25 protein-coding genes and 1 riboswitch are annotated in these 23,978 nt (G+C 60.1%); of the genes, 3 read left to right on the top strand and 22 right to left on the bottom strand.

Translation table 11 applies throughout. The features are described from left to right. The 5 genes from tnpA to BMZ40_RS16975 all read right to left on the bottom strand — a co-directional run. Window positions 1-236: IS66 family insertion sequence element accessory protein TnpA (tnpA, locus tag BMZ40_RS19825; protein ID WP_425429368.1), on the bottom strand; the 236-nt coding region annotated here is incomplete at its 3' end. Window positions 237-430: 194 nt separating this feature from the next. Beyond that, on the bottom strand, window positions 431-1,087 hold the full coding sequence (gene hypB / locus BMZ40_RS16990; protein ID WP_092378717.1) for a hydrogenase nickel incorporation protein HypB: 657 nt from the start codon (window positions 1,085-1,087) through the stop codon (window positions 431-433). 13 nt (window positions 1,088-1,100) lie between these two features. Further along, window positions 1,101-1,454 carry a hydrogenase maturation nickel metallochaperone HypA/HybF gene (locus BMZ40_RS16985; protein WP_092378714.1) on the bottom strand — a complete coding sequence of 118 codons (354 nt, stop codon included), beginning with the start codon at window positions 1,452-1,454 and terminating at the stop codon, window positions 1,101-1,103. Window positions 1,455-1,626: 172 nt separating this feature from the next. Next, window positions 1,627-1,956 (bottom strand): hypothetical protein, encoded by a 330-nt coding sequence (locus BMZ40_RS16980; RefSeq protein ID WP_092378711.1) that lies wholly within the window; start codon window positions 1,954-1,956, stop codon window positions 1,627-1,629. Between the two features lie 17 nt (window positions 1,957-1,973). Further along, window positions 1,974-3,686 carry a LysM peptidoglycan-binding domain-containing protein gene (locus tag BMZ40_RS16975; RefSeq protein ID WP_143075683.1) on the bottom strand — a complete coding sequence of 571 codons (1,713 nt, stop codon included), beginning with the start codon at window positions 3,684-3,686 and terminating at the stop codon, window positions 1,974-1,976. Window positions 3,687-3,817: 131 nt separating this feature from the next. On the opposite strand from BMZ40_RS16975, the gene BMZ40_RS20085 reads away from it, so the two are divergent. Further along, on the top strand, window positions 3,818-4,471 hold the full coding sequence (locus BMZ40_RS20085) for a CBS domain-containing protein (RefSeq protein ID WP_092378703.1): 654 nt from the start codon (window positions 3,818-3,820) through the stop codon (window positions 4,469-4,471). Between the two features lie 46 nt (window positions 4,472-4,517). Here the strand turns inward: BMZ40_RS20085 and BMZ40_RS16965 are convergent, their stop codons facing one another. The 8 genes from BMZ40_RS16965 to BMZ40_RS16930 all read right to left on the bottom strand — a co-directional run bounded on the left by BMZ40_RS16965 (window position 4,518) and on the right by BMZ40_RS16930 (window position 11,722). Then, window positions 4,518-5,351 carry an MBL fold metallo-hydrolase gene (locus BMZ40_RS16965; protein ID WP_092378700.1) on the bottom strand — a complete coding sequence of 278 codons (834 nt, stop codon included), beginning with the start codon at window positions 5,349-5,351 and terminating at the stop codon, window positions 4,518-4,520. A gap of 35 nt (window positions 5,352-5,386) precedes the next feature. Next, entirely contained in the window at window positions 5,387-5,701 is a 315-nt protein-coding gene (ppnP, locus tag BMZ40_RS16960; protein ID WP_092378698.1) for a pyrimidine/purine nucleoside phosphorylase, read from the bottom strand. Window positions 5,702-5,856: 155 nt separating this feature from the next. Beyond that, window positions 5,857-7,164 carry a M23 family metallopeptidase gene (locus BMZ40_RS16955; RefSeq protein ID WP_092378695.1) on the bottom strand — a complete coding sequence of 436 codons (1,308 nt, stop codon included), beginning with the start codon at window positions 7,162-7,164 and terminating at the stop codon, window positions 5,857-5,859. A 154-nt stretch (window positions 7,165-7,318) separates the two neighbouring features. After that, the gene (locus BMZ40_RS16950; protein WP_177193243.1) at window positions 7,319-8,143 is read right to left on the bottom strand and encodes an ADP-ribosylglycohydrolase family protein; all 825 of its coding nucleotides are present in this window, start codon (window positions 8,141-8,143) and stop codon (window positions 7,319-7,321) included. Next, a complete protein-coding gene (locus BMZ40_RS16945; protein ID WP_092378688.1) occupies window positions 8,130-8,408 on the bottom strand; it encodes a HypC/HybG/HupF family hydrogenase formation chaperone in 279 nt (92 codons plus the stop codon). Before BMZ40_RS16945 ends, BMZ40_RS16950 begins: the two co-directional genes overlap by 14 nt. A 9-nt stretch (window positions 8,409-8,417) precedes the next feature. Then, entirely contained in the window at window positions 8,418-8,903 is a 486-nt protein-coding gene (locus BMZ40_RS16940) for a HyaD/HybD family hydrogenase maturation endopeptidase (protein ID WP_092378685.1), read from the bottom strand. A gap of 98 nt (window positions 8,904-9,001) precedes the next feature. Next, window positions 9,002-10,711: a nickel-dependent hydrogenase large subunit gene (locus tag BMZ40_RS16935; protein ID WP_092378682.1), complete on the bottom strand. Its 1,710-nt coding sequence runs from the start codon at window positions 10,709-10,711 to the stop codon at window positions 9,002-9,004. Window positions 10,712-10,762: 51 nt separating this feature from the next. Then, the gene (locus BMZ40_RS16930; protein ID WP_092378678.1) at window positions 10,763-11,722 is read right to left on the bottom strand and encodes a hydrogenase small subunit; all 960 of its coding nucleotides are present in this window, start codon (window positions 11,720-11,722) and stop codon (window positions 10,763-10,765) included. Window positions 11,723-12,246: 524 nt separating this feature from the next. On the opposite strand from BMZ40_RS16930, the gene BMZ40_RS16925 reads away from it, so the two are divergent. Together BMZ40_RS16925 and BMZ40_RS16920 are read left to right on the top strand one after the other, a co-directional pair. Beyond that, the gene (locus BMZ40_RS16925) at window positions 12,247-12,906 is read left to right on the top strand and encodes an NAD(P)H-dependent oxidoreductase (RefSeq protein WP_092378675.1); all 660 of its coding nucleotides are present in this window, start codon (window positions 12,247-12,249) and stop codon (window positions 12,904-12,906) included. Beyond that, on the top strand, window positions 12,907-13,716 hold the full coding sequence (locus BMZ40_RS16920) for a tetratricopeptide repeat protein (protein ID WP_092378672.1): 810 nt from the start codon (window positions 12,907-12,909) through the stop codon (window positions 13,714-13,716). A 48-nt stretch (window positions 13,717-13,764) separates the two neighbouring features. Here the strand turns inward: BMZ40_RS16920 and BMZ40_RS16915 are convergent, their stop codons facing one another. From BMZ40_RS16915 to BMZ40_RS16875, 9 genes are all read right to left on the bottom strand, one after another. After that, window positions 13,765-14,196 carry a GNAT family N-acetyltransferase gene (locus BMZ40_RS16915; RefSeq protein ID WP_177193242.1) on the bottom strand — a complete coding sequence of 144 codons (432 nt, stop codon included), beginning with the start codon at window positions 14,194-14,196 and terminating at the stop codon, window positions 13,765-13,767. 40 nt (window positions 14,197-14,236) lie between these two features. Continuing rightward, window positions 14,237-16,498, bottom strand: coding sequence for a hypothetical protein (locus tag BMZ40_RS16910; RefSeq protein ID WP_092378666.1), 2,262 nt, complete (start codon window positions 16,496-16,498; stop codon window positions 14,237-14,239). A gap of 167 nt (window positions 16,499-16,665) precedes the next feature. Next, window positions 16,666-17,316: a thiamine phosphate synthase gene (thiE, locus tag BMZ40_RS16905; protein WP_092378663.1), complete on the bottom strand. Its 651-nt coding sequence runs from the start codon at window positions 17,314-17,316 to the stop codon at window positions 16,666-16,668. Continuing rightward, window positions 17,313-17,936 (bottom strand): sulfur carrier protein ThiS adenylyltransferase ThiF, encoded by a 624-nt coding sequence (gene thiF, locus BMZ40_RS16900; RefSeq protein WP_092378660.1) that lies wholly within the window; start codon window positions 17,934-17,936, stop codon window positions 17,313-17,315. Before thiF ends, thiE begins: the two co-directional genes overlap by 4 nt. Beyond that, on the bottom strand, window positions 17,933-19,039 hold the full coding sequence (thiH, locus tag BMZ40_RS16895) for a 2-iminoacetate synthase ThiH (protein WP_092378657.1): 1,107 nt from the start codon (window positions 19,037-19,039) through the stop codon (window positions 17,933-17,935). Before thiH ends, thiF begins: the two co-directional genes overlap by 4 nt. After that, on the bottom strand, window positions 19,036-19,827 hold the full coding sequence (locus BMZ40_RS16890; protein ID WP_177193241.1) for a thiazole synthase: 792 nt from the start codon (window positions 19,825-19,827) through the stop codon (window positions 19,036-19,038). Before BMZ40_RS16890 ends, thiH begins: the two co-directional genes overlap by 4 nt. A 59-nt stretch (window positions 19,828-19,886) precedes the next feature. After that, window positions 19,887-20,087, bottom strand: a complete 201-nt coding sequence (gene thiS, locus BMZ40_RS16885) for a sulfur carrier protein ThiS (protein WP_092378728.1) — start codon at window positions 20,085-20,087, stop codon at window positions 19,887-19,889. A gap of 84 nt (window positions 20,088-20,171) precedes the next feature. Further along, window positions 20,172-20,273, bottom strand: a riboswitch (TPP riboswitch). 537 nt (window positions 20,274-20,810) lie between these two features. Continuing rightward, complete coding sequence (locus BMZ40_RS16880) at window positions 20,811-22,118, bottom strand: histone deacetylase family protein (protein WP_092378651.1); 1,308 nt, start codon at window positions 22,116-22,118, stop codon at window positions 20,811-20,813. 11 nt (window positions 22,119-22,129) lie between these two features. Next, entirely contained in the window at window positions 22,130-23,791 is a 1,662-nt protein-coding gene (locus BMZ40_RS16875) for a hydantoinase/oxoprolinase family protein (protein WP_092378648.1), read from the bottom strand. Between the last annotated feature and the right edge of the window lie 187 nt (window positions 23,792-23,978).

Below are 23,978 nucleotides of genomic sequence, written 5' to 3'. Positions count from 1 at the left end.
ATGAGGCCAATAGACGGGGCTTTCGAGGCGAACGTAAACGGCAGCGCCACAAGAGCGGGAATTGCGGCGGATTCGCCGCCAGAAGATGGTCGGGACTTTGTTATCCAGTATCGGAACGTGCTCAAAGCCAAACCATTTTCGCGGCAGTATCGGGTCTTACCGAGGCCACTCTCCCGCCATTGCTGGACATGCGCCATCCAGCGAGCCGCGCGATTCTGTGCAAACTGAGTTTTCATGAAGACCTCCTTGAATTGGAGGCCCATTATCTCACATGAAAAATTTATGGATAGATGCGGACCTGTGAGCGCTTACGGCGCACACGTTCGTCATTCCCGCGAAGGCGGGAATCCATGGCCCGTTTCAGGGAATCCACAAAAAATGACGCCCGCCATCGTTTCCGAGGCGGGCGTTTTGCCGTCATTGCCGAAAATTACTTTTTCTTCTTGGCCCGTTCGCGGCGCAGCCAGTCGTACCAGGCGTCCATGCCTTCGCCGGTGGTGGCGGAGAGGGCGAAGATCTCGATGTCCTTGTTGATGGAGCGTGCAAAGCCGCTGGCGCGGTTCACGTCGAAGTTGACGTAGGGCAGCAGGTCGATCTTGTTCAGGATCATGACCTTGGATTCGGCGAAGATGAAAGGATATTTTTCAGGCTTGTCGTCGCCTTCGGTCACGCTCAGGATGGTGACCTTGAAGTCTTCGCCGACGCTGAATTCCGCGGGGCAGACCAGGTTGCCCACGTTTTCGACGACAAGGATGTCGACGCCGTCCACGCCGAGCTTTTCGGTGGCGTCGCGGACCATGGAGCTGTCGAGGTGGCAGCCGCCGGCGGTGTTGATCTGCACGGCGCGGGCACCTGTGGCGGCAACGCGGCGGGCGTCGTTCTCGGTCTGGCAGTCGCCTTCGATGACGGCCATGTTGAACTCGTCCTTCAGGTCGGTGAGCGTCCGCTCCAGAAGGGAGGTCTTGCCCGAGCCCGGCGAACTCATCAGGTTGAGGGTCAGGATGCCGCGAGCGCTGAGCGCTGCGTTCAGGTCGGCCGCGACCGCGTCATTGGCTTCCAGAATATTGCGTACCACATCGACTTTCATGCTTTCCTCCACGTTATTCGGCTTCGATGTTATCTATGTAGAGTTCACGGCCGGAGATGATTTTGTGTCCCAGTTCCGTCGTGCACTGCGGACAGGGCATGATGACACGTTCCTCCAGGCTGGGGCTGAATTCGTGGCCGCATTGACGGCAGCGCACGACCATGGGTTTGACCTCGGTCTCCATCTTTGCGCCTGCAAACGGGGTGTCGATGGTCAGGATTTCAAAGGAGGTCTCGAGGGCTTCGGGCACAATGGCCGAGATTTGGCCATAGACGATCTTGAACGAGTGCAGTTTGGTCAGGCCGTGTTTGGCCATTTCTTCGCCGATGATCTTGATCAGGCTCTCGGCAATGGACAGTTCGTGCATGTTGACTCCCTAGCAGGCAGTTTAAAGACGGGGATCTGCTTCGTCACTGCGGAAAAGCCAGATCCTGACGCATTCAAGAATGCGCTTCGGCTTCGGATTTTTCTTGTTCCTCGCATCTCGCCATGTTTGAACGGCCAGGACATTTGAAATTTTTCACCAGTCGGCGAAGAGCTTATGAACGGCGCTCCGATGCGTAAGCCGTGTCCAAGGCGTTGTCCAGAGCAATGCGGGATCGGGTCAGGGTCCCTCCCGAGAGAGTACAGCGGTACATCTCCCAGTCCTGGTGGTTGATGATGTCGATGATGCCGCGCACGTCCGGGCTGACGAGGCGCAATAGACCGTCAAGGTCGCTGTCCACGTCGATGAAGACTCCCTCGTGTACGAAATCGAGGACGTGATCGCTGACCTCGCACTCGTAGCCTGACAAATGTTCCAGGCAAGTTTTCAATTCATTATCATTCAGTCCGGCCAGATGGCCGTAAACACGAAAGTCGTGAGGCATGGGGTAGTCCTTGGGGTTCAATCGGGGAGAACAAAGCAGGTGTAACCTTCATGAGAGAGCACGGAGACAAGGAACGGATCCGAAAAGCGCCGGTCCAGTATGGCGATTTTGCTTGTCCCACCCGAAACCGTCCACGCCGGAACCTGCACCGCGATGCGGTTTTGCGCTCCCTCATGCCAGGAGGCCTGGATCATGCCCTGGCGCAGCAGGTCCTTGTCGCGCAACAGTTGCAGCAGGGTCCCGAGCGAATCGGGCATGGTCCGCCCGAAGGTCTCCTCGGGATTGCTCGGGTTCATGGCTCGGATAATCTCAAGGTGCGTGGCCACGGGAACATAGATGGAGTCGCGTGGGCGGGACGGCAGTCGCGAAAGTTCGTTGAACTCGTCCAGTTCGATGAGTTTTACCTGGGCCGCATCGAGTACTTCGTGCAGTCCCTGGGGCAAAGACGGGGAGTCTTTGGTCTGCCTGGACCAGATCATGTGGATGCGCTTTTGTCCGCCGCGCTCCATGATGGCGATTTGCGGCGACATCAGGGTCACGCCGACGCCGTTGCGGGAAAGCACCAGATCCCTGCCCGCTCCCCAGAGCCGAAAATGTTTCGGAAAGGAGGATGCCAGTTTTTCCAGCACGTCCTGCAGGCTCCAGCGGGGCGAGATGGTGCAGACCTTCATGCCCAGTTTGTTGGCGTTCGCGATCCAAGCGGCGTTTTTCGGCACGGGGCAGAAGAGGATCTTGCCTCCCCAGGGAGCCTCCAGCAGCGGAGTTTCAGACAGCTTGACGACCAGCCATTCCGAACCGGGCAGGGGAAACATGCTTTCGTCACCGGGCACGAATTTGAAACGCATCTGTTCCAGCATCGTTTTGACAAAAGGCAGACCGGTTATGGGTGAGCGCTCCGTTTTCTTTGTGGCCGTGGCGTTTGACGCATCGGATTGCCCGGTGCCGTCCGAGCTGCCCGATGATGGCGTCACGGCTTGCGGCGGCTCTGCCTGGGGTTTTTGCGGAGGCTGCGGCACCAGTGGCGCAGACAGTACCGGCCGGGGCTGGGGCTGAACCGGGCGACTTTGGACCGCCGGGGCCTGGCCTGCCTCGATGACTTGAGTCACGACGGTTTGCGCTGGTTTTGCGGCCTTTGGTGCAGGCGGAGCGGGAGCGGGAGTCGGAGCAGGGGCGGGAGCCGGAGCTGTTTCGCCATTGGCTGTGACGGGCAGGATGACTTCCTGTCCGACGCGCAAGGTGTTGCTGTTGGGGACCTCGGGGTTGAGTTCGAGGAACAGGTCGAGGTATCGGCTGTAGATCAGCTTGTTTGATATCCCCTGCGCCTTGAGAATCTGGATCAACGTATCGCCCTGGCGTATTACGTAGGGCTTCTTTTCATATGCTCCCGGGGGAACCGATGCCCGGGGCCGCTTGATCCCGGCGTCGGCGGCGGAGGATACTTCAGGAATCTGGATGACCTGACCCGGCATCAGCCGGTTGATGTCCGGGATATGGGGGTTCAAAGTCTGGATGACGGGCAGGGCACGCTGGATCTGCGAAGCGGAATAGCCTTTTGATTCCAATATCTTGTAGAGCCATTCGCCTTGCTTGACGATATGTTCGTCTCCGGGCTTGCGGTCGACGTGGATATTTTTTTCAAAGAAAAGTCGCAGCGGTTTTTCTGAAAATCCCGGCTTGGTTATGCTTGTCAGGAAGCATAGAGCAAGAATAAGAAGAACTGCACGCTTCATGGTTTTCAAATGGATCCGTTTTTTTCTGCCTGTTATTTCCGGTAATGGAACCAAGGATATAGCAAAAAGGATGGAGGCTGTCACTGCACTTTGCGTAAAGGGATTCACCCGAACGACTGAAGGAGTATATCATGTATGTAGGCCTTGCCATGGACAGACATGTCCCCACCATCACTTCGGATACGCTGATTATTAAAGCGGATCGAATGATGGAGGAGAATAGACTTTGGATTTTGCTTGTTGTCGAGGATGGAAAGCTTAAAGGATATGTGGCCAAGGAAGATATCCGTGCTGCATTGCCATCCGGAGCAACAACATTCAGTAAGCATGAAATCAATTATCTCCTGTCCAGGATGACGGTAAAGGAGTTGGTGCGTAGTTCAATGCCTACCGTGACCCCGGAAACGGAAATCGAGGTCGCGGCCAAGATCATGTTCGACCAGGATCTGGCCGGGCTGGCCGTGGTCGACAGGAAAAACCGGCTCAAGGGGTACATCAGCCGGGGTTCCATGCTGGCCGTGCTGGTGGAGGAAATGGGACTGGAGCTGGGCGGTGTGCGCATCGTCATCGAGGCCGAGGATCGCAAGGGCCTCATGGCCGAGATCAGCAGGCTCTTTTTCGACCTGGGTGTGAACATCCTGTCCACGTCGACCTTTTTTCGCGGCAACCAGCGTTTGCTGGTCTTCCGCGTGCGCGGCGACGACACCGAAGCCCTGCAGCGTGTGCTGACCGACAAGGGGTACAAGATCGCCGGGCCCGAGCGCTTTGAGGAGGAGTGGGCATAGACGGTTTTCTCAAGGACGCTTTCACTCAGGTAAGAGCGTCCTTTTTTCAGAGATAGGAGACTTCAAGCCCCACCCCGACTTCTCGCAGTGGCGTCACCGCCGCCAGCGCGATCTTCGAGTTCAAATCCGTACAATGGCACGGGCTTAAGGTTTCGGGTCCGATCCGGCGCAGGTATTCCACCGTCCCTTCCAGACGCTCCCGTGACGGGGAGAGCAGGTGCAGCCCTCCGATGATGTCCGCGATGCGGGATTCGCCGGTCAGGTCCATGGCCTGGGCCACGATGTTGCAGATGCCCGCGTGGGAACAGCCCGTGATGATGACCAGACCCTCGCTTCCCCGGTAGACCAGGGCCGAATCGTCCATGATGCGGTCCGGCGTGTCTTGCCCCTCTTTAAAACCGATGCCTTCAGTCTGCTCGAATCCGATCCGGCGCGGAATCTCTCCCAGAAAAAGAAGTCGCTCGCTTATCTTTTGCGCTGCCTTGCCGAGCCTCATGTCGTAATGCCTGGCCAGCTTTTCGGGTTCCAGAAGCGGTCCGATCTCAGGACACTGGTCCAGGGCGATGCTGGTAAAGGCCTCGGGATGGGCGACCAGCGCCGGGCGTTTGCATGGCCGTCCTTCAAGACGCAGTTCGCAGAGGCGCCGGGTCAGGGCCTCAAGTCCCCAGGTGTGGTCCATGTGCCCGTGTGAAAGCAGCACGAAATCCAGGTCGTCCAGGGAAAGGCCCATTTTCCAGGCGTTTTTCAAGAACAGATCCGAATAACCGCAGTCGAACAGGATTTTGAGGCCGTCCTCCTCGATCAGCAGGGACAGGCCCGGCTCCCCTTCGTAATAGCGGTCGATCAGGGTGCTGTTGTCAACCAGGACGGTGAGTTTCATGCCGTGACCCGCCTCGATCAAACGCCTGCCCGGTTTCATTTGATGTAGGAGCAGCAGTAGTCGGTGACGACGCGGACCTTGAGGGAGAATTTTGCGTTGGCCGGGACCTCGAAGGCCGTGCCGGCGCTGAATGTCTGCCAGTCGCTTGCGCCCGGCAAGAGGACGTCCAGATCACCCGACTGGATTTCCATCAGTTCCTTTTCGGCAGTCCCGAATTCGTATTCGCCGGGGAGCATTATCCCGAGAGTTTTCTTTGAACCATCGGGGAAAACAAGGGTGCGGCTGGTGACCTTGCCGTCTGAGTAGATGTTGGCCTTTTTCAGGACGGTGACATTGGCGAATTTGGACATGGCTGGACTCATTGGGGTTGGGGTGCTGGTGGAAAAGCTCCAGGGATTCGGCCAGGTTTCTTGCGGCCGACGAGAATGCACTAGTCCAGGCGTGCCCGTCTTGTCATCCGGTCCATTGGCGCCGGGCGTAAAAAAAGGCCCCGCGGGGCCTTTTGTCACTGAAGCTTGGAGGTGATGTTGTGGTCGATCCACTGCGGGTCCCACCATTCGATGGGCTGTACCTCGACGCCGGAAACCAGCACTCCGAAGTGCAGATGGTCTCCGCCGGCCATGCCCGTAGCTCCGGTCTTGCCGATGGTCTGCCCACGTGGGACCGTCTCTCCCTTTTGTACGTGGATTTCACTCAGGTGCGAATACAGGGATTGCAGGCCGAACCCGTGGTCAATGACGACCACGTTGCCGTAGATGCCCATGAATTCGGCCAGGATGATGCGCCCGGTGTTTCCGGCCGGAACCGGAGAGGCCGCAAGGGACGCCAGGTCCACGCCCAGATGGGTCTGGTTGTCCACGGCCTTGCCATCATACTTGTAGGTGCGGTTGTCGGCGAAGGCCGCCATGGGCGCACTGTTTGGCAGGCGGATGAAGGTGCCGTCCCAGAGCTTCTGGGGCACGGTGTCCTTGCCGAGTTGAATCAGCGAACCCACGTTCTTGGCCCGAAGTTCGGAGTTGACCTTGAGGAAGATGTCCAGGGGCGTGGCCGCGTCGGGATAGAGGTCCGCGAACTGACCCATCTTCGACTGCAGGAAATTGTCGGAGATGTTGATGTCATCGTGCCTGAATTTTTTGATGAGAGGCCGAAAGTTGAATCCGATTGTCGATTCGTTGCCCGCCAGATCCCCGGCCACCAGGATCGGTGTAACGGCCTTGGGGTCGGCGTTGAAGGGCAGGGCGAAGAAGCACAGGTATTTTCCGGGCTGATAGGGATAGCCGGGGAAAAAGTGATCGCCCAGCTTCACGCCGCTCGAGGCCAGTTCTTCGTTGGTGCTGTAGACCACAAGGCCGGTTCCGCCATGGTTGACGTTGTGCTGGCCGGAAAGAACGGAGATGACCGGTGGCTTGGAGTCGATGTCCAGCTGGCGCACGACCTGAGCCCGGTTGCCACGTCCCAGGCGGTGCCAGGAGGTGTCCTTGACCGTGACCGTCAGGGTCAGGGCTTCGTTTTTGATGCCGGTCTTGGGGAGAGAGAATTCTTCGCGCAGTTCCCTGGTCCCGGCGGGCAGGTTCTTGTTCATGATCTCGATGCTGTTGCTGCCCTGGGTGGCGACGACAAGCACGCTGCGCAGCGCGGAGTCCTTGTCCGCTGCCGTGATGGTGAACACGGTTCTGGTGCTGGCCGTGGTCTGCTCGGGAGTCAGGGAAAGAGTCGGCGGATTCCATTCCGCCTTGACGTAATACATGGCTCCAAGGGCTCCAAGAAGAAGCAGGATGACAAAAAAGAAGGCTGAAGAGATACGGTTTTTCATACCAAATGCTCGTTGTTTGAGGTCTTGTATGTGGGATGGCGGGCAGAGGGGCCACGCAAGTCCGAATGTCAGGCGCTAATGGGGACGCGAAAAATCGCCGTAAGCATGAGCCATGCTACGGACGCGGTTCGATTTTGGCAAGTTTTGAAGATTTTTAAACGCTGATCAGTTGATTTCCCATTTGTTTCAGCATGTTGCTGCGCTCCAGGCTTTGCCGCCAGACTTGGGGGATGAGATCCCGGCCGTACCATGCGCCGGCAATTTGGCCGTATGCGGCCAGAGCGCGTGGGCCATGAGGGAGGCATTTGATGCTGCCTTCGGCAAAGGAATCGCTGTCGCTGAATGCCTCCATGGCCGCCTGCAGGGAGGCAGTCACCTGTGATTCGGCTCGGCGGGGGGCATCGGAGCACAGCTGGGCGATTTCGGGGAGGATGTCCTCCGGGAGCGTTGGGCGCAAAATCCGCGATTTTTCCGTGGCGCGCAGGGCCTCGAAGATCATGACTGCCAGCAGTCGGCAGGCGTCCACGCTCTGGGGAGAGGCATGCGTGGTGGCGGTGGATTTGGCGCAGGCATCGAGCATGGCGTCTCTGGAGTCCGTGAAATACATGACCAGCGGTGCCACTCGGGCTAGGCAAGCATCGCCCTGTGTCAGGCTTTCGTCCAGCGGGTTCCAGGTGCGCTCGAAGCGCAGTATGGCCTGCTTGACGGTGTCGTCGATGAAGTCACAGGTCTCGGTGGAGCAGAGGTAGCCGTAGCGGAACCAGCTCGTGTAACGAACCATCTGGTCGCGCTGGTCGATGCCGCCGATTTCGATCAGACTCTCGGCCAGGCTCAGGGCCATGGACGTTCCGTCGCCCCAAAGGCCAGGGATCAGCGGCGCGTTTTCGGATACGCTGGAAGGGTTCGATTTTGCCAGCGCTTCGCAAACCGCAAGGCCGACCAGACTGCCCAGTGCCTTGTCCGAATCAGGCCTTGGCACGATCAAGCTCCTCCTGTTCATATTTGCGCTGCACTTCGTCGTAGGCGTCGGCCAGTTCGCGCAGGATGGCCAGGGATTGCTGGGCCTCCAGCAGGTCAAGCTTACGGATGGCGAATCCGGCGTGGATGATGACGTAATCGCCGAGTGCCGCCTCTCCGTCGAGGAGCATGAGAGATGCGGTGACGAAGGTTTCGCCTTCGCCGACGCGGCACTGCGCGACGCCGTTTTCGATGGATTCAATTTTGGCGGGGATGGCCAGACACATGGTGACTCCTTAGTTCGGGGTGCAGGTTCCGCCGGCGGCTTCGATTTCGCGGATAACGGAATCGATCATCACTGGCATGGACGAGACGGCCGTTGGCGAAAGTTCCAGGGCCATGGAATCGTAGTCGAAGGGCTCCATGCCGATGACCACGGCTTCGGGACGGTTTCCGACAATTTCGCACATGCCAAGGGTATCGACAAGGTCGGTCTGGTGCATGGAATCGCGAAAGGCCAGGCTTTTGCGCAGATCGTCGCCCATGAGCCGGTACACGGAGCCGGGCTTGTCGTCGCAGAGAACCGCGTCGCAGACGATCAGGTAGTCCGATTCGATGATCGGCCCCATCAGCTTGGTGCCCAGCGTGCCTCCGTCCATGAGGCTGACGTTGTCCGAAAATTTGTATTTTTCCTGCATCTGCTCAATGCAGCGCACACCGATGCCTTCATCGGTGAAAAGAATATTGCCCACGCCAAGAACGAGAATGCGTTTTACAGTCATGAACGTGTCCATGTTTTAGGAATTAAAAAGAAATGCTACGCAACTTTGTGGGTTGATTCAAGAGCGGGAAGGGCCCCGAAATCGGGGCCCTTGTTATTTTACAGAATCTTGAATTTGCGGACCTGGTTGGTCCTGGAGTCAATGACATGCACGCCGCAGGCGATGCATGGGTCAAAGGAGTGCACGGTGCGCAGAATTTCCACCGGGCGTTCGGCATCGGCGATAGGCGTGCCGATGAGCGCCTCTTCCACTGCGGACATTTTGCCGGCTGAGCAGCGCGGTCCGAAGTTCCAGGTCGAGGGTACGACGAGCTGGAAGTTCTCGATCTTGCCGCCTTTGATCTTGATCCAATGGCTGAGCGCGCCACGTGGAGCATTGACGTAACCCACGCCTTCGGCCTCGTCGGGCATGGTCCAGTCCTGATAGATCTTGTTGTTGCCGCTCTTCACGTTCTCGGCCAGTTCGTTGACCCAGTCCATGAGTTTGTCGGCGATGACCTTGGTCTCGATGCCGCGGGCGGCCGTACGTCCAAGAGTGGAGAAGAGGGCCGGAGCGCCGACGCCAAGATAGCCCAGCACGTAATCGACGAGTTTCTTAACTTCCGGATGTCCCTTGCCGTAGGCGATCAGAACGGTGGCCAGGGGGCCGGTTTCAACGGATTCGCCATTGTAGCGGGGCGCCTTCATCCAGGAATAGCGGTCGCGGTCTTCGTAGCTGGTGTACTGCGGTTCGGTCACGCCCGTGTATGGGTGGTGGGCCTTGTCGCCCTGGTACCAGCTGTGGCGGACGTGTTCTTCAATCAGCTTGGGATCGAAATTGCCGACACCGCCGAGGTTGCGGTTCATGATCACGCCCTGGGGAATCCAGCGGCTGTTCATGTCGTTCTCGACGGAGGGGAATTCGCCGAAGCTCAGGAAGTTGGTGGTGCCGCCGATGCCTGCCCAATCTTTGTAGTAGGACGCCACGGCCAGCAGGTCCGGGATGTAGCATTCGTCGATGAACTGCTTGGTTTCCTGGAACAGGCCAACGAATTCGGCGATGCGCTCGTCGGTCAGACTTTCGTAACAGGTCACGCCGCCGACAACGGTGAACTGCGTGTGCGGGTTCTTGGCGCCGAAAACGGCCATGGCACGGGCAGCCTTGACCTGCAGGTGCAGAGCCTCAAGGTAGTGCGCGGTGGCGATAAGGTTGACTTCCGCGGGCAGGTAGTAGGCCTTGTGGCCGCCCAGGAAATAGGCGTTGGTGAAGATGCCGAGCTGGCCGGAATCGACCAGGCCCTTGACCTTGTCCTGTACGGCTTTGAGATCTTCGGCCTTGGTCACGCGGGACGAGATGGAGTTGGCGATGGATGCGGCCTTTTTGGGGTCGGCGGTCAGCGCGCCGGTGACATCCACCCAGTCCAGGGCGTGCAGATGATAGAAATGCACGATGTGGTCATGCAGAAACTGGGCTGCCAGCACCAGGTTGCGGATAAGGCGCGCGTTGTCGGGCAGGTTCTTGTCCACGCCGACGGCATTGTCCACGCAACGGGTGGAGGCCAAGGCATGCGTATAGGTGCAGACACCGCAGGAGCGCTGAGTGAAATGCTGCGCATCGCGGGGGTCGCGGCCTTTCAATATCAGTTCCAGTCCACGGAAAAGCTGTGAGCTTGACCAGACGTTGGTGACCTTGCCCTGATCCACTTCAACTTCGATTTTGAGGTGACCTTCGATGCGGGTCACGGGGTCCACGATGATGGGTCCCTTGAAGGTTGTATCCATTGGGGTGGCTATAACACCCGGAGCTTGGTTGGGTTTGCAACCGGACATATGTACTCTCCTCTGATTTCAGTAAATGTTGAGCCTTGAGCAACAGCCTTCTTATGCTTCTTCGTAGAAGGGGGAAGCGGAGTCCCAGAAATCGGGTTCACTGCAGCCGATACAGGGATGTCCGGCCTGAACTGGCCAGTTCGTCTGGTTGAACTTGACCTTGGGGCAGTTGTTGTAGGTCATGGGGCCTTTGCATCCGAGCTGGTACAGACACCAGCCTTTGCGGGCCTCTTCCGAATCAAAGGAGGGTGCGAATTCGCCGGCTTCGTAATGGGGCAGGCGTTCGCACTGTTCGTGCACGGTTTCGCCGAAGAACATGATCGGCCGGTTTATGGAATCCATTTCCGGGATGGCCAGACTGTGGGTCAGGAGATGAACGATGGTTCCAACCAGATTGTACGGGTTGGGGGGACAGCCGGGGATGTTGACTGCGTTGACGCCCAGATGCTTGAGTGCGTCGTTGATGCCCTTGGCGTCAGTCGGGTTGGGGCTTGCTGCCTGAACGCCGCCGTAGGTGGCGCAGGTGCCGTAGGAAATCACGGCGATTGCCTTGGGCAGGATTTCGGAGTTGATTTCAAGCATGGTGCGCCCGCCGACCATGCCGTAGATGCCGTTGTCCTTGGTCGGGATGGCACCTTCAACAACGCAGAGAAAACCGTTGGGGGAGCTTACGGCCGCATGCAGGGCTTCTTCAGCCTTGTGGCCGGCGGCTGCCATGATGGTTTCATGGTAGTCGAGGCTGATTGTGTCCAGAATCAGGTCGTCGATAAAGGGACGAACAGCGCGGAGAATGGATTCAGAGCAGCCTGTGCATTCCGCGTTATGCAGCCAGACCACAGAAGGACGTTTGGGGGACGTCAGCGCCAGGGCGATTTTGTTGGCGAACGACGCCTCCATACCCATGACCGCTGCGATTGTGGTACAGAACTTCATGAAATCTCGGCGTGAGACCCCACTTTTTTCCAATCGCTCTTCGGCCCCGGGTTTGCCTAAACCTACAGAAACCTTCATAACACACCTCCATCAGTGTATGAATAAAAGACAGGCGACAATTGTTGCCGACCTGTCATGTCCACAATTGGGTAGGATGTTCGTCGAATTCGTGTTGTTGACCCGTGGTGTCCACAATCAGCAAGGATGTTCGTTGAATATTTCCTTTTCTTTCCCGTTACATGGCTATGTATTCGAGGTCAATACGTAGTATGAAAAAAATGATATAGTATCACAATTTTAGATATAAAAGGGTCTACGCATCACGAGCGCTGATTTGAATGCCGATGTGCTACCTTTTTTGTGTTTGTGGCACGATTGAAGGGGTTTTGTTTTTGGATCACTTGCTTTTTTTTCTCTTGATGACTTTGATTCCGGTAGGTTGAAAACTTCTGTCCCAGACCGTCCGCGCGGCCCTGATTCCATGAAATGGCGGGGAAGGCATTTCCCATTCTTGAACTTAGACAAAAGCCTGCGTAGTGATGTGATTGTCCTGCCACGATGGGCCCCGGATGTCCGTCAATCCCTTTGCAAGGAGCTGTCATATGGACAAGCAGATCATTCTGGACGCCTTCATGTTCCGTCATGCCTGCAAGGAGTTCGATCCAAAGATCCAGATTTCCGATGAGGATTTCCTGTTCATTCTTGAAACCGCGCGTTTGTCCCCAAGCTCCTTCGGATTTGAGCCGTGGCAGTTTCTGGTTGTTCAGGACATGAATTTCCGCAGAAAACTCCTGCCGCACACCTGGGGCGGCAAGCTTCAGATCCCCACGGCGAGTCATTTTATGGTCTGCCTGGCCATGAAGGCGCCCCTGCTCAAGTTCGACAGCGTCGGCATCGCGGATTTCATGCGCCAGATTCAGGAATTGCCCGAAGACCGCATCACCGCTCGCACGGAATACTACGCCACTTTCCAGCAGTCGGATTTTCGCCTCCTGGACAGCGACCGGGCCATGTTCGACTGGGCCTGCAAGCAGTGCTACATCGCGCAGGCCAACATGATGACTGCGGCGGCTTTGGTCGGCATCGATTCCTGCCCCATCGAAGGCTACGCGCAGGACAAGGTGGACGAGGTGCTGGCTGAGGATTTCGGCGTGGATCTGAACGAGTACGGAGTGGCCTACATGCTCGCTTTCGGCTATCGGGCCAAGCCGCCCAAGCGCAAGACGCGCAGACCTCTCGAACAGATGGTGCGCTGGTTCTAGATGCCCGAGAAATTGCAGGAAAAAGAGAATATCGTGGCTGAAGACTACACCATCGCCGATGTTTCCAAATATTGCATGGCCACGGACCTGGGGCTCGAGTGCGTCTGTTCGAAACGGACCACGGTCGCCATCGGCACGGGAACCACAGCCAAGAAGGAAGACAGCACCCTCTACTACTACGCCAAGCAGATCGATGACGAACTCTTGGCCCTGCAGTCCCTCAACGCACATTGGGCGCCCTCGGGACCCGCCCTGGAAGTGACCATGCTGGAGTTGATCACCCAGTATCAGCCCGAGGTGGACATGTTCCTGAAGCAGGTCAAACCCGTCATCCAGAAAATAGCCAAGGCCGTGGCCAAGGGCGATCGGCACAGGAAAAACGGGGAGCCCTATTCGGCGGCCATGGAATACAACAATGCCTTGGGGCTGGATGAAAAGAACGTCCGCGCCCTGTTCGGCCTGGGGCTTACCTATCTGCAATACAATCAGCACGACAAGGCCGCCACGGTTTTCGAGCAGCTCATCGCCCTTGATGGCTTTGCCTCGGCGGAGTTCAAACACCTCTTCAATCAGTTCGGGATCGAACTGCGCAAGCAGGACATGCTGGATCAGGCTTGTCGATATTATTCCCGGGCCATAGAGGTCTGCGCCACGGACGAAAACCTCTATTTCAACCTGGCCAGGGCCTTTGTGCAGGGCGGCAGGATCGGCGAGGCGGAGAATGCCTTGGAGAAGTGCCTGAACATCAATCCCGGGCACGAGGAAGGGCAGAAGTTCAAGAAGTATCTGTGCACGTTGTCCTTTAGCTGATCAAAGCCCCAAGCGCACCCCTTACGGCTTTGCACGTGGGAGCCGTGATCATTCCGGCGTCGTGTCGCGCAGCCACATGTGCACATGCGGTATGCCCGCCTCCTCGAACTCTTCCCCGCAGGTTGTGAAGCCGTGCCTGCGGTAGAATCCTACCGCCCGGGTCTGGGCGTGAAGGTCGAATCGACCGAATCCGTCCTTGCGACATTCTTTGAGCATGAAAGCAAGAAGCGCGCTGCCGAGCCTCTGGCCACGCCACGCGCGGCGCACGGCCAGACGTTGCAGGAAGGCCCGGTCGCCCTGGTAGCGAATCCGGCCGCAGGCCACGGGCTCGCCATCTATTTCGCCAAGAATGTGCAGGGCCGTGGCGTCATGCATGTCCATTTCATCCGCATAGGCAATGCCTTGCTCTTCCATGAACACTATGGCCCGGATCATCATCACCCGAAGCTGTTCCTCGGGTGATTGCACGCGTTTGAACATGTGGAGATTCCTGTGCGCCGGACCTGTGGCCCGGCGTGGGTTATTGCTTTTTGGCCGGTTCGGCCTGACTCTCCGGGGCAGTGGCAGCGGGCGCGTCGGCCGGAGCCGGTGCCTCGGTGGTGGCATTGGTCTGCCCGCTTGAGAAGAGCGGGCGCACGCTGGCAAACATCTGCTGGATGTAGCCCTTGTCCCAGGCCATCCCGAGAGCCATGAAAAGAGCCAGCAGCACGGCCCATTTTTTCCAGGGCGTCTTTTTGTCCGCAAAGGGGTCCACCGTGGAACGTTTGGAGCCTGCGGGCAGCTCGGCGAGAGTGGTCAGCGTGGCTCCGAAGGGGATGTTGATGCGGGCCTTGGTGTTCACGGCCCAGCCGCCTGCATCGAGAATGGGAGCCAGATTGCGCTGGCGGAGTTTCAGGTAGGCGATGAGCATGGACGGGCCCGAGATCATGAGCACGAGGCCGCCTATAACCAGCGGCATCTGCCAGACGGACAGGGTCAGAAATCCGCTCATGACCGAGGCCATGGCCGTTCCAAGAGCGCCAAGGGCAAGGCCGATGGCCGCGAAGATGCCGGCGAACTTGCCCACGTCGAAAGGCGTCGGCGGCTTGGCGGGGTCCGCGCCCGGAGCCATGCCCGACAGTTTCGACCCGGCGGCCGTGTTCACGGCGCTGTCCTTGGCCGCTGCGAATTTCGCGATCTGTTCTCCGATCATGCGCCCGATGCGTTTGTAGGGCGAAAGAAAGGCCTGACGCACGCTGATGGGGTGTTCCACGATTTTGACGATGGTCGCGTCCCAGTCATTTCCGGCGCGGTCATAGAAGATGCCGTTGCGGCCGACCATGAGGTTGTCGGAATCGCCGCCGGTGAAGGCCGCCGCGATATGCATCTGTTCCGTGCTGCCCCGCCGCGTGCAGCGGCAATAGGTGAGATAGGTCTGGCTCAGGGGGGCCAGGGTGGCGTGCGTGTCGGGATTTGCCACGCGCACGCAGAGCTCGCAGGCCCGGCCGTCCAGATACAGGGTGCCGGCCTGGAAAACGGCCTTGCGGTCCTGGGCGTAGAAATCGCGAAAGGCCACGAAATTGTTGAGCAGGACCAGAAGATCGCGGGTGAAGTGCACAAGCCGCGTCACGCCCTCGAAACTCTCCACCTGTTCGGCCAGGCTCAAATCCTCGGTGATGATCTTTTCCAGTTCCTGGCGGCTGACGCCATCGAGCAGTTCCTGGAGGCGAACGGCTCCAAGGCTTTCCACCTCGGCGCCTGCCTTGGCGGCGAGCCAGTCCTCGTGGGGCTTGAGGGTGGATTTGACCAGCTCCCACCGGGACTGCTCCAAGCTCTCCACGTCCCCGAAAAGCGGAACGGCCACCAGGGTTTTGAATGTCGCCAGGGCTTGCGCCCAGGCGGGATTGACGCCCGTCTCAAGGGGCAGGGGGCGATTTGCCTCGATTCGCGCCACGGGGAAGTGCACAAGATCCGCATCCAGACGCAGTTCATGGGGTGAGATGGCCTCGTAGGCGGTCAGGGCCGGGTTCAGGGCTTCTTCGGCCTTGGGGTCGTAAGCGGCCAGGTTGCAGCGGGTGAAATAGTCGTCCAGCTTGGGTTGCAAGGAATTAACGATGTCCCGCGCCGCCGTGGTGTTTTCTCCGAAGGGCAGGATGCTCCCGGCATTTTCCTGTGCCTCGCGCTGCCACTCCACGTACAGGGCGGCGGCCTGGTAGAAAGCCTCGACCTGCTCCGCGCCGATGCCTGGCGCTCCGCCGCGATCCAGCACGCTGCCCACGCAGGCCATGATCTCCTCGATGAGCGCCTGCGTGCCCTGGTCGCGGGCTGAAATGGGCGTGATCACTCCGTCCCCGTTGAATGGGGATTCATGCAGCAGGGCTTCCGTTCCGGCCACGTGCTCTATGGTGATGGCCTCGGCCCCTTCCTGACCCAGAAAATTTTGGATCTGTCTGGCTGAGGCCAGAAGTCGCTGACCTTCAGGGATGGAGGAGTCTATGGCCGCGAGCGGCAAAGAGGAGCTTCCGGCCATGAGGGGGCGCAGATCGCGCAGTACCGTGCAGACCCAGTTCACGGCGGCCAGGATTTCGGGCACCCTGACCCGGCCGTCGCCGTCGGTGTCGAGCATGGCCAGGGTGCGCGGGTCGAACTCAAGCCCGTTCACCGGGCAGCTCAGGGCCGCCCACAGCTTCTGATCCAATTCGCCAAGATGAAGAAGATCCTCGGCCGTGTCGAGTCGAACCTGATCAAAACCGCCGAGGCGGAAAAAACGCCAGCGGTGGGCGGATGACGAACCAGTCTCCATACGTTGCTCCTTGTGCGAGGACGATTGGGGGTACGGACGGTGCGGTTATTTCTTACGCTCAACACGGAACCGATATCAAGAAAGAAAGCCCGTCATACGTGAATCGTTTGCCGTCGCCGGAATGCTTGGGACTGTATCGCCGTTGCGTCCTTTTTTTCTGCGCGGCGTCAGGGGCAGAGAATGTTCGTCAGCGCGGCGATCTTGCTCCGGATGTCCTCGGCGGCGGTTATCTCGGTGACCAGGGCCATGCACCGGGCGCCGTGATCGGCCACCGCCTTCAGGTTGTGCTCCTTGATCCCGCCGATGGCGACAAAAGGCAGATCGATATTGCGCACGACGAAGTCCAGATATTCAAAGCCCACGGGTGCGCAGACATCCTCCTTGGTCCGAGTCGTGAAGATCGGCCCGACACCTATGTAATCCGCGCCGAGGGATACTGCCGCACGGGCCTGCTCCGGGGAATGGGTCGAGAGGCCGATGGCCATGTTTTCACCCACCAAGGCGCGCACGGCCTCGATCGGCAGGTCTTCCTGGCCCACGTGTACGCCGTCGGCTCCCGTCAGCAGGGCCAGATCGATGTCGTCGTTGACGATGAAGGCCGCGTCCGCCTCGCGGGTCATGGCTCGCAGCTGGAGGCACTCCTCGTATTTCAGTCCCATCTTTTTCGTCTTTTCGCGGTATTGGATGATGCGTATCCCGCCGTCCAGCATGGCCCGGACCACGTCCGCGTTGCGCCGTCCGAGGGAGAATTTTTCAGCGGTCAGCCCGTACAGGCCGCCTTCGCGCATCAGCCGGGTCACAAGGGTGCGTCCGTTCATGCCTTTTCCTTATATATGGTGTGAAAATGGTTCAGAATCACGTCGGCCTGCATGGCTGCGGCCATGCCCACACAGGGAGACATGGGCGGATTCGGGATGTCGCAGGGCGTCACGTGGTCTCCGACAATGACGAGGCCCGGTCGTACGGTCCGGACAGTCATGCTCCCGGCGCGGCCGAACCCGCCGAGCCCCGATGCGCCGACCACGAGTCGGCCCGCCTGCGTCATGATCTCGACGATGAGCTTCTTGGTGCGCGGATCGTCCACGGCCTCGACCACGGCGTCGGAGGATGCGAAAAGGCTGGCCATGTTCCGGGCGTTCACGTGCAGATGAAGGGCCTCGATCCTGGCCGCCGGGTTTATGGCCGTGAGGTTGTCGCGCAGGGCCTCGACCTTGGGGCGGCCGACCTGGGCCAGCGTGAAATGTTGGCGATTGAGGTTGGAAGGTTCCACCTCGTCCGCGTCGGCCAGGACGAGGTTCGTGAATCCGCAGCGCACGAGGTGCACGGCGCAGTTGGAACCGAGCCCCCCGGCGCCGATGATCCCGATCCGCACGGAACGCAGGAAGGAGAGAAAGCCCTCGCCTAGATAACGCGTCAGCCCATGTTCAAAGGTGTTCACGCGCTGGCCTCGATGGGTTCCCAGTCCTTGAATACGGCCTGGTAGCCGCGGGCTCGCAGCATGGCCTCGATCTCGGCCACGCTGCGCGGGTCGGAGATCTCAAACTGTCCGGTCTTTGAGGGTTTTGCGTGTCCGCCCACGGCGGTGCTGACCCCTGCCGACATGCGCGTAACGCCCAGCGGCAGGATGTTGTCGCGAAAGCTTGGAGCTTCGCGAGTGGAGATGGTGATGGACAGGCGCGGCAGGAAAATGCGCAGGGCGGTCATGGCCTGCACCAGCTCCCGGTCGGAAACGATGCACGCCGGCTGAAACGCTCCTACATGGGGGCGCATGCGTGGCAGGGACACGGCGATGTCCACGCCGGGATAGCGTTTTTGCAGCCAGGCCGCATGCAGGCCGACGGCGTAAATTTCCTGCCGCCAGTCGGTCAGGCCCAGGAGCGCCCCGATGTTGACCACGCGCATGCCCGCCTCGGCTCCTCGCTGCGGAGTGTTCAGCCGAAACGCGTAGTCCCGCTTGGGCCCGGCGGGGTGCAGCTCGGCGTAGAGGACCGGGTCATAGGTTTCCTGGAACACCGTCAGCCCGTCCACGCCCGCCCGGGTCAGCCGCGCGTAATCCGCCGTTTCCATGGGATAGACCTCCACGGAGATGGAGGGAAACAGGGGACGCAGGACCTGCACACAGGCTTCCAGATACGCAACGCCCGCCTTGCGCGGGGCCTCTCCGGTCAGAAGGAGCAGCTGCTTTAACCCCGTGGCGGCGATGGCCTCGCCCTCGGCCCGGACCTCGTCCAGGCTGAGCTGGCTGCGCGGAATGCTGTTCGGGGCCGCAAAGCCGCAATAGCGGCAGTGGTTGGCGCAGTGGTTGGAGACGTAGAGCGGGGTGAACAGGCTCACCGTGCGGCCGAAATGGCTCAGGGTCAGCGCGTGGGCACGGGCGGCCATGGTCTCCAAGTGCTTGTTTGCGGCCGGGGAGAGCAGGGCCGCGAATGCGGATGCATCGACGCGCGGGAGGCCGACGGCACGGCGCACGTCATCCTCGCTCACGTTTTCGAGATGCAGGGGCGTTTGGCCCAGACGCTGGGCTTCGGACAGAAAGCTCATGACGCGCCTTCCGTCCGGTCCAGGAATCCGGTCAGGGGCGAGGAAGCCTGTGCCAGGGTGGCGACCGCCCCGGGTCCGGCCAGCCAGGCTTCGCGTCCGGCCGTCACCGCCCGCCCGAAGGCCCGGCCCATGAGCACGGGGTCCGAGGCCGTGGCGATGGCCGTGTTGACCAGACAGGCCGCGGCCCCCATCTCCATGGCCCGGCAGGCCTGGCTGGGAGCGCCGATGCCCGCGTCGACGATGATGGGCAGCTCCATTTCCTCGATGAGGATGCGAATCATCTCTTCGGTTCGAAGGCCCCGGTTGGTGCCGATGGGCGCGCCCAGCGGCATGATCGCCGCCGCCCCGGCATCGGCCAGGGAGCGGGCCACGTAGAGGTCGGGGTTCATGTACGGCAGGACCACGAAGCCTTCCCTGGCCAGGATTTCCGTAGCCTTGGCGGTCTCGTATCCGTCGGGCAGCAGGTAGCGGTTGTCGGAAATGACCTCGATCTTGATCCAGTCCCCGCAGCCCATGGCCCGGGCCAGTCGGGCGATGCGTACGGCCTCGTCGGCGTTGCGCGCCCCGGAGGTGTTGGGCAGCAGGGTCATGTGTGAGGGGATATGCTTCATGACGTTATCCGTCTTGCCGTCCAGATCCACCCGGCGCAGGGCCACGGTGATGACCTCGGAGCCGGAGGCCTCACACACAGGCGCGATGAGCGCGTCGTTGCCGTACTTGCCCGTGCCGGTGAACAGGCGGCTGCTCAGGCGCTTGCCACCGATTTCAAAAATGTCGGTATGTTCCATGGTGATTCTCGCTGTTTGCGGTGTGGGAAAGGAGTCTGGTCGTCATTGCCGGGGCAGGGTCAGCCGCCGCCGACAAAGCTCAGCAGTTCCAGCCGGTCGCCGTCGCAAAGGCTGGTGGAGGCGAATTTGTCGCCGGGCACGATGCTCTGGTTCAGTTCGGCCACGACCACGGATGGATCGAGGTTCATGGACAGGATCAGGCCTTGCAGTGTCTGGCCGGATTCCATGTCCTGGGTGCGTCCGTTGACGGTGATGTGCATGGGTGCCTCCGCGTTTTTGTTGCAGGCCGGGCGGAGCGCAAAAAAGAAAACCGCGCCGGATGGGGCGCGGTTCGATGAATGGGTGTTTTCCGGAACCAGCTTCCCTACGGCAGCATAATCTGCGTCAGGTCGTAAGGGTCGGGAACGTGTCCCCTCTCAGCCCATCGGGCTCCCCCAGCTTGTGGTTGGTAGCTTTATGTGGATCGGGTGGGGTTGTAAAGGTGAGGATGAGGTGGTTTGCGATGATGACTATGTCGGACACCGAGTGAGCGTTGCGGGGCGTTTCGGGCAAGGGCCGCCGAAACTCCCTCTTCGGCCTCGTAGAGTTCAGCCGTCGCCCCTCTGAACAGCGGCTCGCGCTCTGGACGACACGCGACGGCTGAACAAACGATGCCTGGATCGGTCAGACAGTCGCCGACCCTTGCCCGAAACACCCCGCAACGCTGCCGGACGTTTGAGGCTCCGTCGTTGCGTTGTGAAGGCAATGACTTCTTCTTTAATTTCGTAGAGTTGAGTTGATGCGTCAATGAGCGTTATTGATGTCGCCATCCAGAATTCAATCTATCGCAGCAAAAAGTAGTCATTCCCGCGAAGGCGGGAATCCATCCTGATGTTGAATGGTCGAAAGTAAATGAAATCAGAAGGCAGGGGGATGGGCTCAGGGCATGATCAGCGTCGTTTGGAAGGGGGGCGGGCAGAGGGGAGCCCTCTGCCCGGCGCCTTTTATTTGGCGTATTCGTATCTTTTGGTCACGCGGTCGGAGAGCTGGGCGTGGGCGTATCCTGCCTGGCGGGATTTGGCGAAACGCTCCTCGGCTTCCTGGCTGCACATGTCGCAGCCCTGCACCGGTACGTGCAGCCCCAGGGATTTGGGCGTCTTCGCGGTTTCGCTCTCGACGATGAGAAGTCCCGGGCAGTGCGGACAGTCCTTGAGACGCTCGACCTGGGTCTCGGTGATGTCGTCCGTGTCGTAGTAGATGGAGCGGCGACGCGTGAAATATCCGTTCTCGCGTACGGCTTCAGAGGGTCTGGGGTTGAAGTAGACTTCCGGCAGCTGGTCGCACAGGGCTTCGAGATAGTCGATGGTGGATTTTTGTTCGCGAATCTTCTCCCGGTCCAGATCGGGTTCCTGCACGGCGGAGAAATCCACTCCGGCCAGCGCCAGGCTGATGCCCAGGTTGACGTAGGGCAGCGCGCCCTTGATGGCGTATCCGCCTTCGAGCACCGCGATGTCGGGTTTGAGCATCTGGGTGAGCTTGGCGTAGCCTTGGGCCGTGAAGTTCATGTTGGTGATGGGGTCGGAGAAATGGTTGTCCTGCCCGGCGGAGTTGATGATCAGGTCGGGTTTGAAGTGATCGAGGATGGGCATGACGATCCTCTCCACGGTCATGAGATAGCCTTCATCCGAGGTGCGCGGGGGCATGGGCACGTTGATGGTTCGGCCCAGGGCCTTGGGGCCGCCGGACTCCGAGGGGAAGCCCGTGCCGGGGTAGATGGTGCGGCCGTCCTGATGCAGCGAGATGAAGAGCACGTCCGGGTCATGCCAGTAGATGTCCTGGGTGCCGTCGCCGTGGTGGCAGTCCGTGTCGATGATGGCCACGCGCAGGTTGCCGTAGTTCTCGCGGATCCATTCGATCATGACCGCTTCGATGTTGATGTTGCAGAAGCCGCGGCTGCCGTGAACCGTGCGCATGGCATGGTGCCCGGGAGGCCGGACCACCGCGAAGGCGCGTTGCCGTTCCTTTTGCATGACCAGTTGGGCCGCGCGGATCACTCCTCCGGCCGATATGAAATGCGAATCCGTGCACACGGACTTCACGCTGGGAAAGCAGAAATGGGCGCGCATGATGTCTTTTTCCTCGGCCACCAGGGGGCGATATTCGCGGATGCCCTCGATGTCGAAGATGCCCTCTTCCCGGAACTGGTCCTGGGTGTAGAGCAGTCGCTCCTCCCGCTCGGGATGGGTGGGGGAGATGGCCCAGTCGAAGGCCGGGAAGAAAATGATGCCGAGGCTTGATTGTGCGGTGAGCATGGTCCCTCCGTTCAGGATGCCAGGATGGTGGTGACGCCGGGTCGCATCTGACAGCGGACACGGATGTTGCGGCCGATGGTGTAGTGCCCCTCGACCATGTTGAAGGCATCGGCCTGGATGACCTGGATGTCGCCTTCCTCGGCGGGAATGCCCTGACGGTCCAGTTCGGCCCGCAGCATGGTGGTGGCGTCGTGCACGGCCTCTTCAAGGGTGTAGGTGCGCTTGACGGTCTTGTGGATACCAAGGCCCGGCACGGTGAAACTGCCGCGCGAGGTGTCCACGGTCAGGACCAGGGACTGGGTCGGCCGGGTCAGGCATGCGCCGATGGCGTTGGCCACTTCCGCGTGCTGCGGGGCCACCACGGGCAGGCCGAAGGCTTCTTCCAGGAGCGGGACCATGGCCACGGCCGGACCGCCGATGAGCAGGATGCTCTTGGGGCGCACGATCCGGTCTTCCAGGATTTCCTGGATGGTGTAGACCGGGCGGGCATTGATGGCCGCCAGGAAAGCCGCAACCTTTTTCTTGAGGATGTCCATGGCCAGACTGACGGCCTGTTCGGCGCATTCGCGGGCGGACAGGCCCTGGGTCATGGCCACTTCCTTGATGCCTTTGGCCGAGCGCTCCCGGTCGCCGAAAGAGGCGTGCCCGAGGACGTTCATGGCGTCCATGAGCGCCGGGGCGGGCCCGCCGGCAGCCATGCACGGGCCGTGGCGATCCGGTCCGACCCGCAACTGGCCGTCGCGGGAGCTGATGAACGAGTCGCCGCCGATGCCGATGGATTCGACCTTGAGCGCCCGCACCAGGGTGGGGTGTTCGCCGATGGAGATGCCGTCGCGCTCAAGGAGCGGGACGCCGTCCAGGAGCACGGCCATGTCCGTGGTCGTGCCGCCGATGTCGAGGATCAGCGCGTCCTCCTGCACCGGAGAGGTGCTGAGGATGCCCATGACTGAGGCGGCAGGCCCGGAGAAGATGGACTGCACCGGAATCTCCCGGGCCAGCTTCAGGGGCATGGTCCCGCCGTCGGCTTTCACGATGTTGATGTCGGCCTGGATGCTGAGGTCCTTGAGGCTCTGCTCAAGGGCGTCGGCAAAGGCGTTGAAGGTGCGCCAGACGGCCGAGTTGTAATAGACGGTGCTGATGCGCCGTCCGAAATTGAGGGATTCGGACACGCGGTGTCCCTGGGTCACGAAATCGGCTTGCGGGGCGAGGGCCTCGGCAATGGCCGTTTCCTGTTCGGGATTGCGCGTGCAGAACTTGCCCACTACTCCGTAGACGCGGATGCCCTCTTCGCGACAGCGCGCGGCCATGGGTTTGATCTGGTCCACCCGGGCCTTGGCGGAGATGGCTCCGCGATGGTCGACGCATCCTGACAGGATATGGTACTGGCTGCCCAGCGCGTATGCTCCCGCGTCGATTCCCGGTCCGGGAATGACGAACATGCCCACTTTTTCGGTGTGGCCGGTGACGATGGAGTTGGTGGACAAAGTGGTGCTCAGGTTGATGGTGCGGATTTCCGCGCCTTTGCAATCCTTCAGGATGGCGCACAACGCCTCGGTGATGGTCGCGAGCAGGTTGTCGTGATCCGTGGGGACCTTGGCCATGGCTTCCACCCGGCCGTCCCGGATGCAGACGCCGTCCGTGTGGGTTCCTCCGACATCGATTCCGATAAGCATAAGTCCGATCCTTGGGCTGACTGTTGGCCGCGGCGGGTGCAGCGGCTCCCGGTCGCCTCGGCGATTCCTCAATGATTTTGGGGAAGAGGCAGAGGCTTGGGGCTTGTGTTTTTTTCAGGTCTGTCGCACCCCGGAGCGGGAACAAGGTGGCGGCGGGGCGAAGGCAGGAAACACAAGTTGCTTTTTC

The sequence above is a fragment of the Desulfomicrobium apsheronum genome (genome assembly GCF_900114115.1).
Lineage (GTDB): Bacteria > Desulfobacterota > Desulfovibrionia > Desulfovibrionales > Desulfomicrobiaceae > Desulfomicrobium > Desulfomicrobium apsheronum.
Note: the sequence above shows the minus strand (reverse complement) of the source record. Positions and strands in the feature narration are given on the sequence as shown.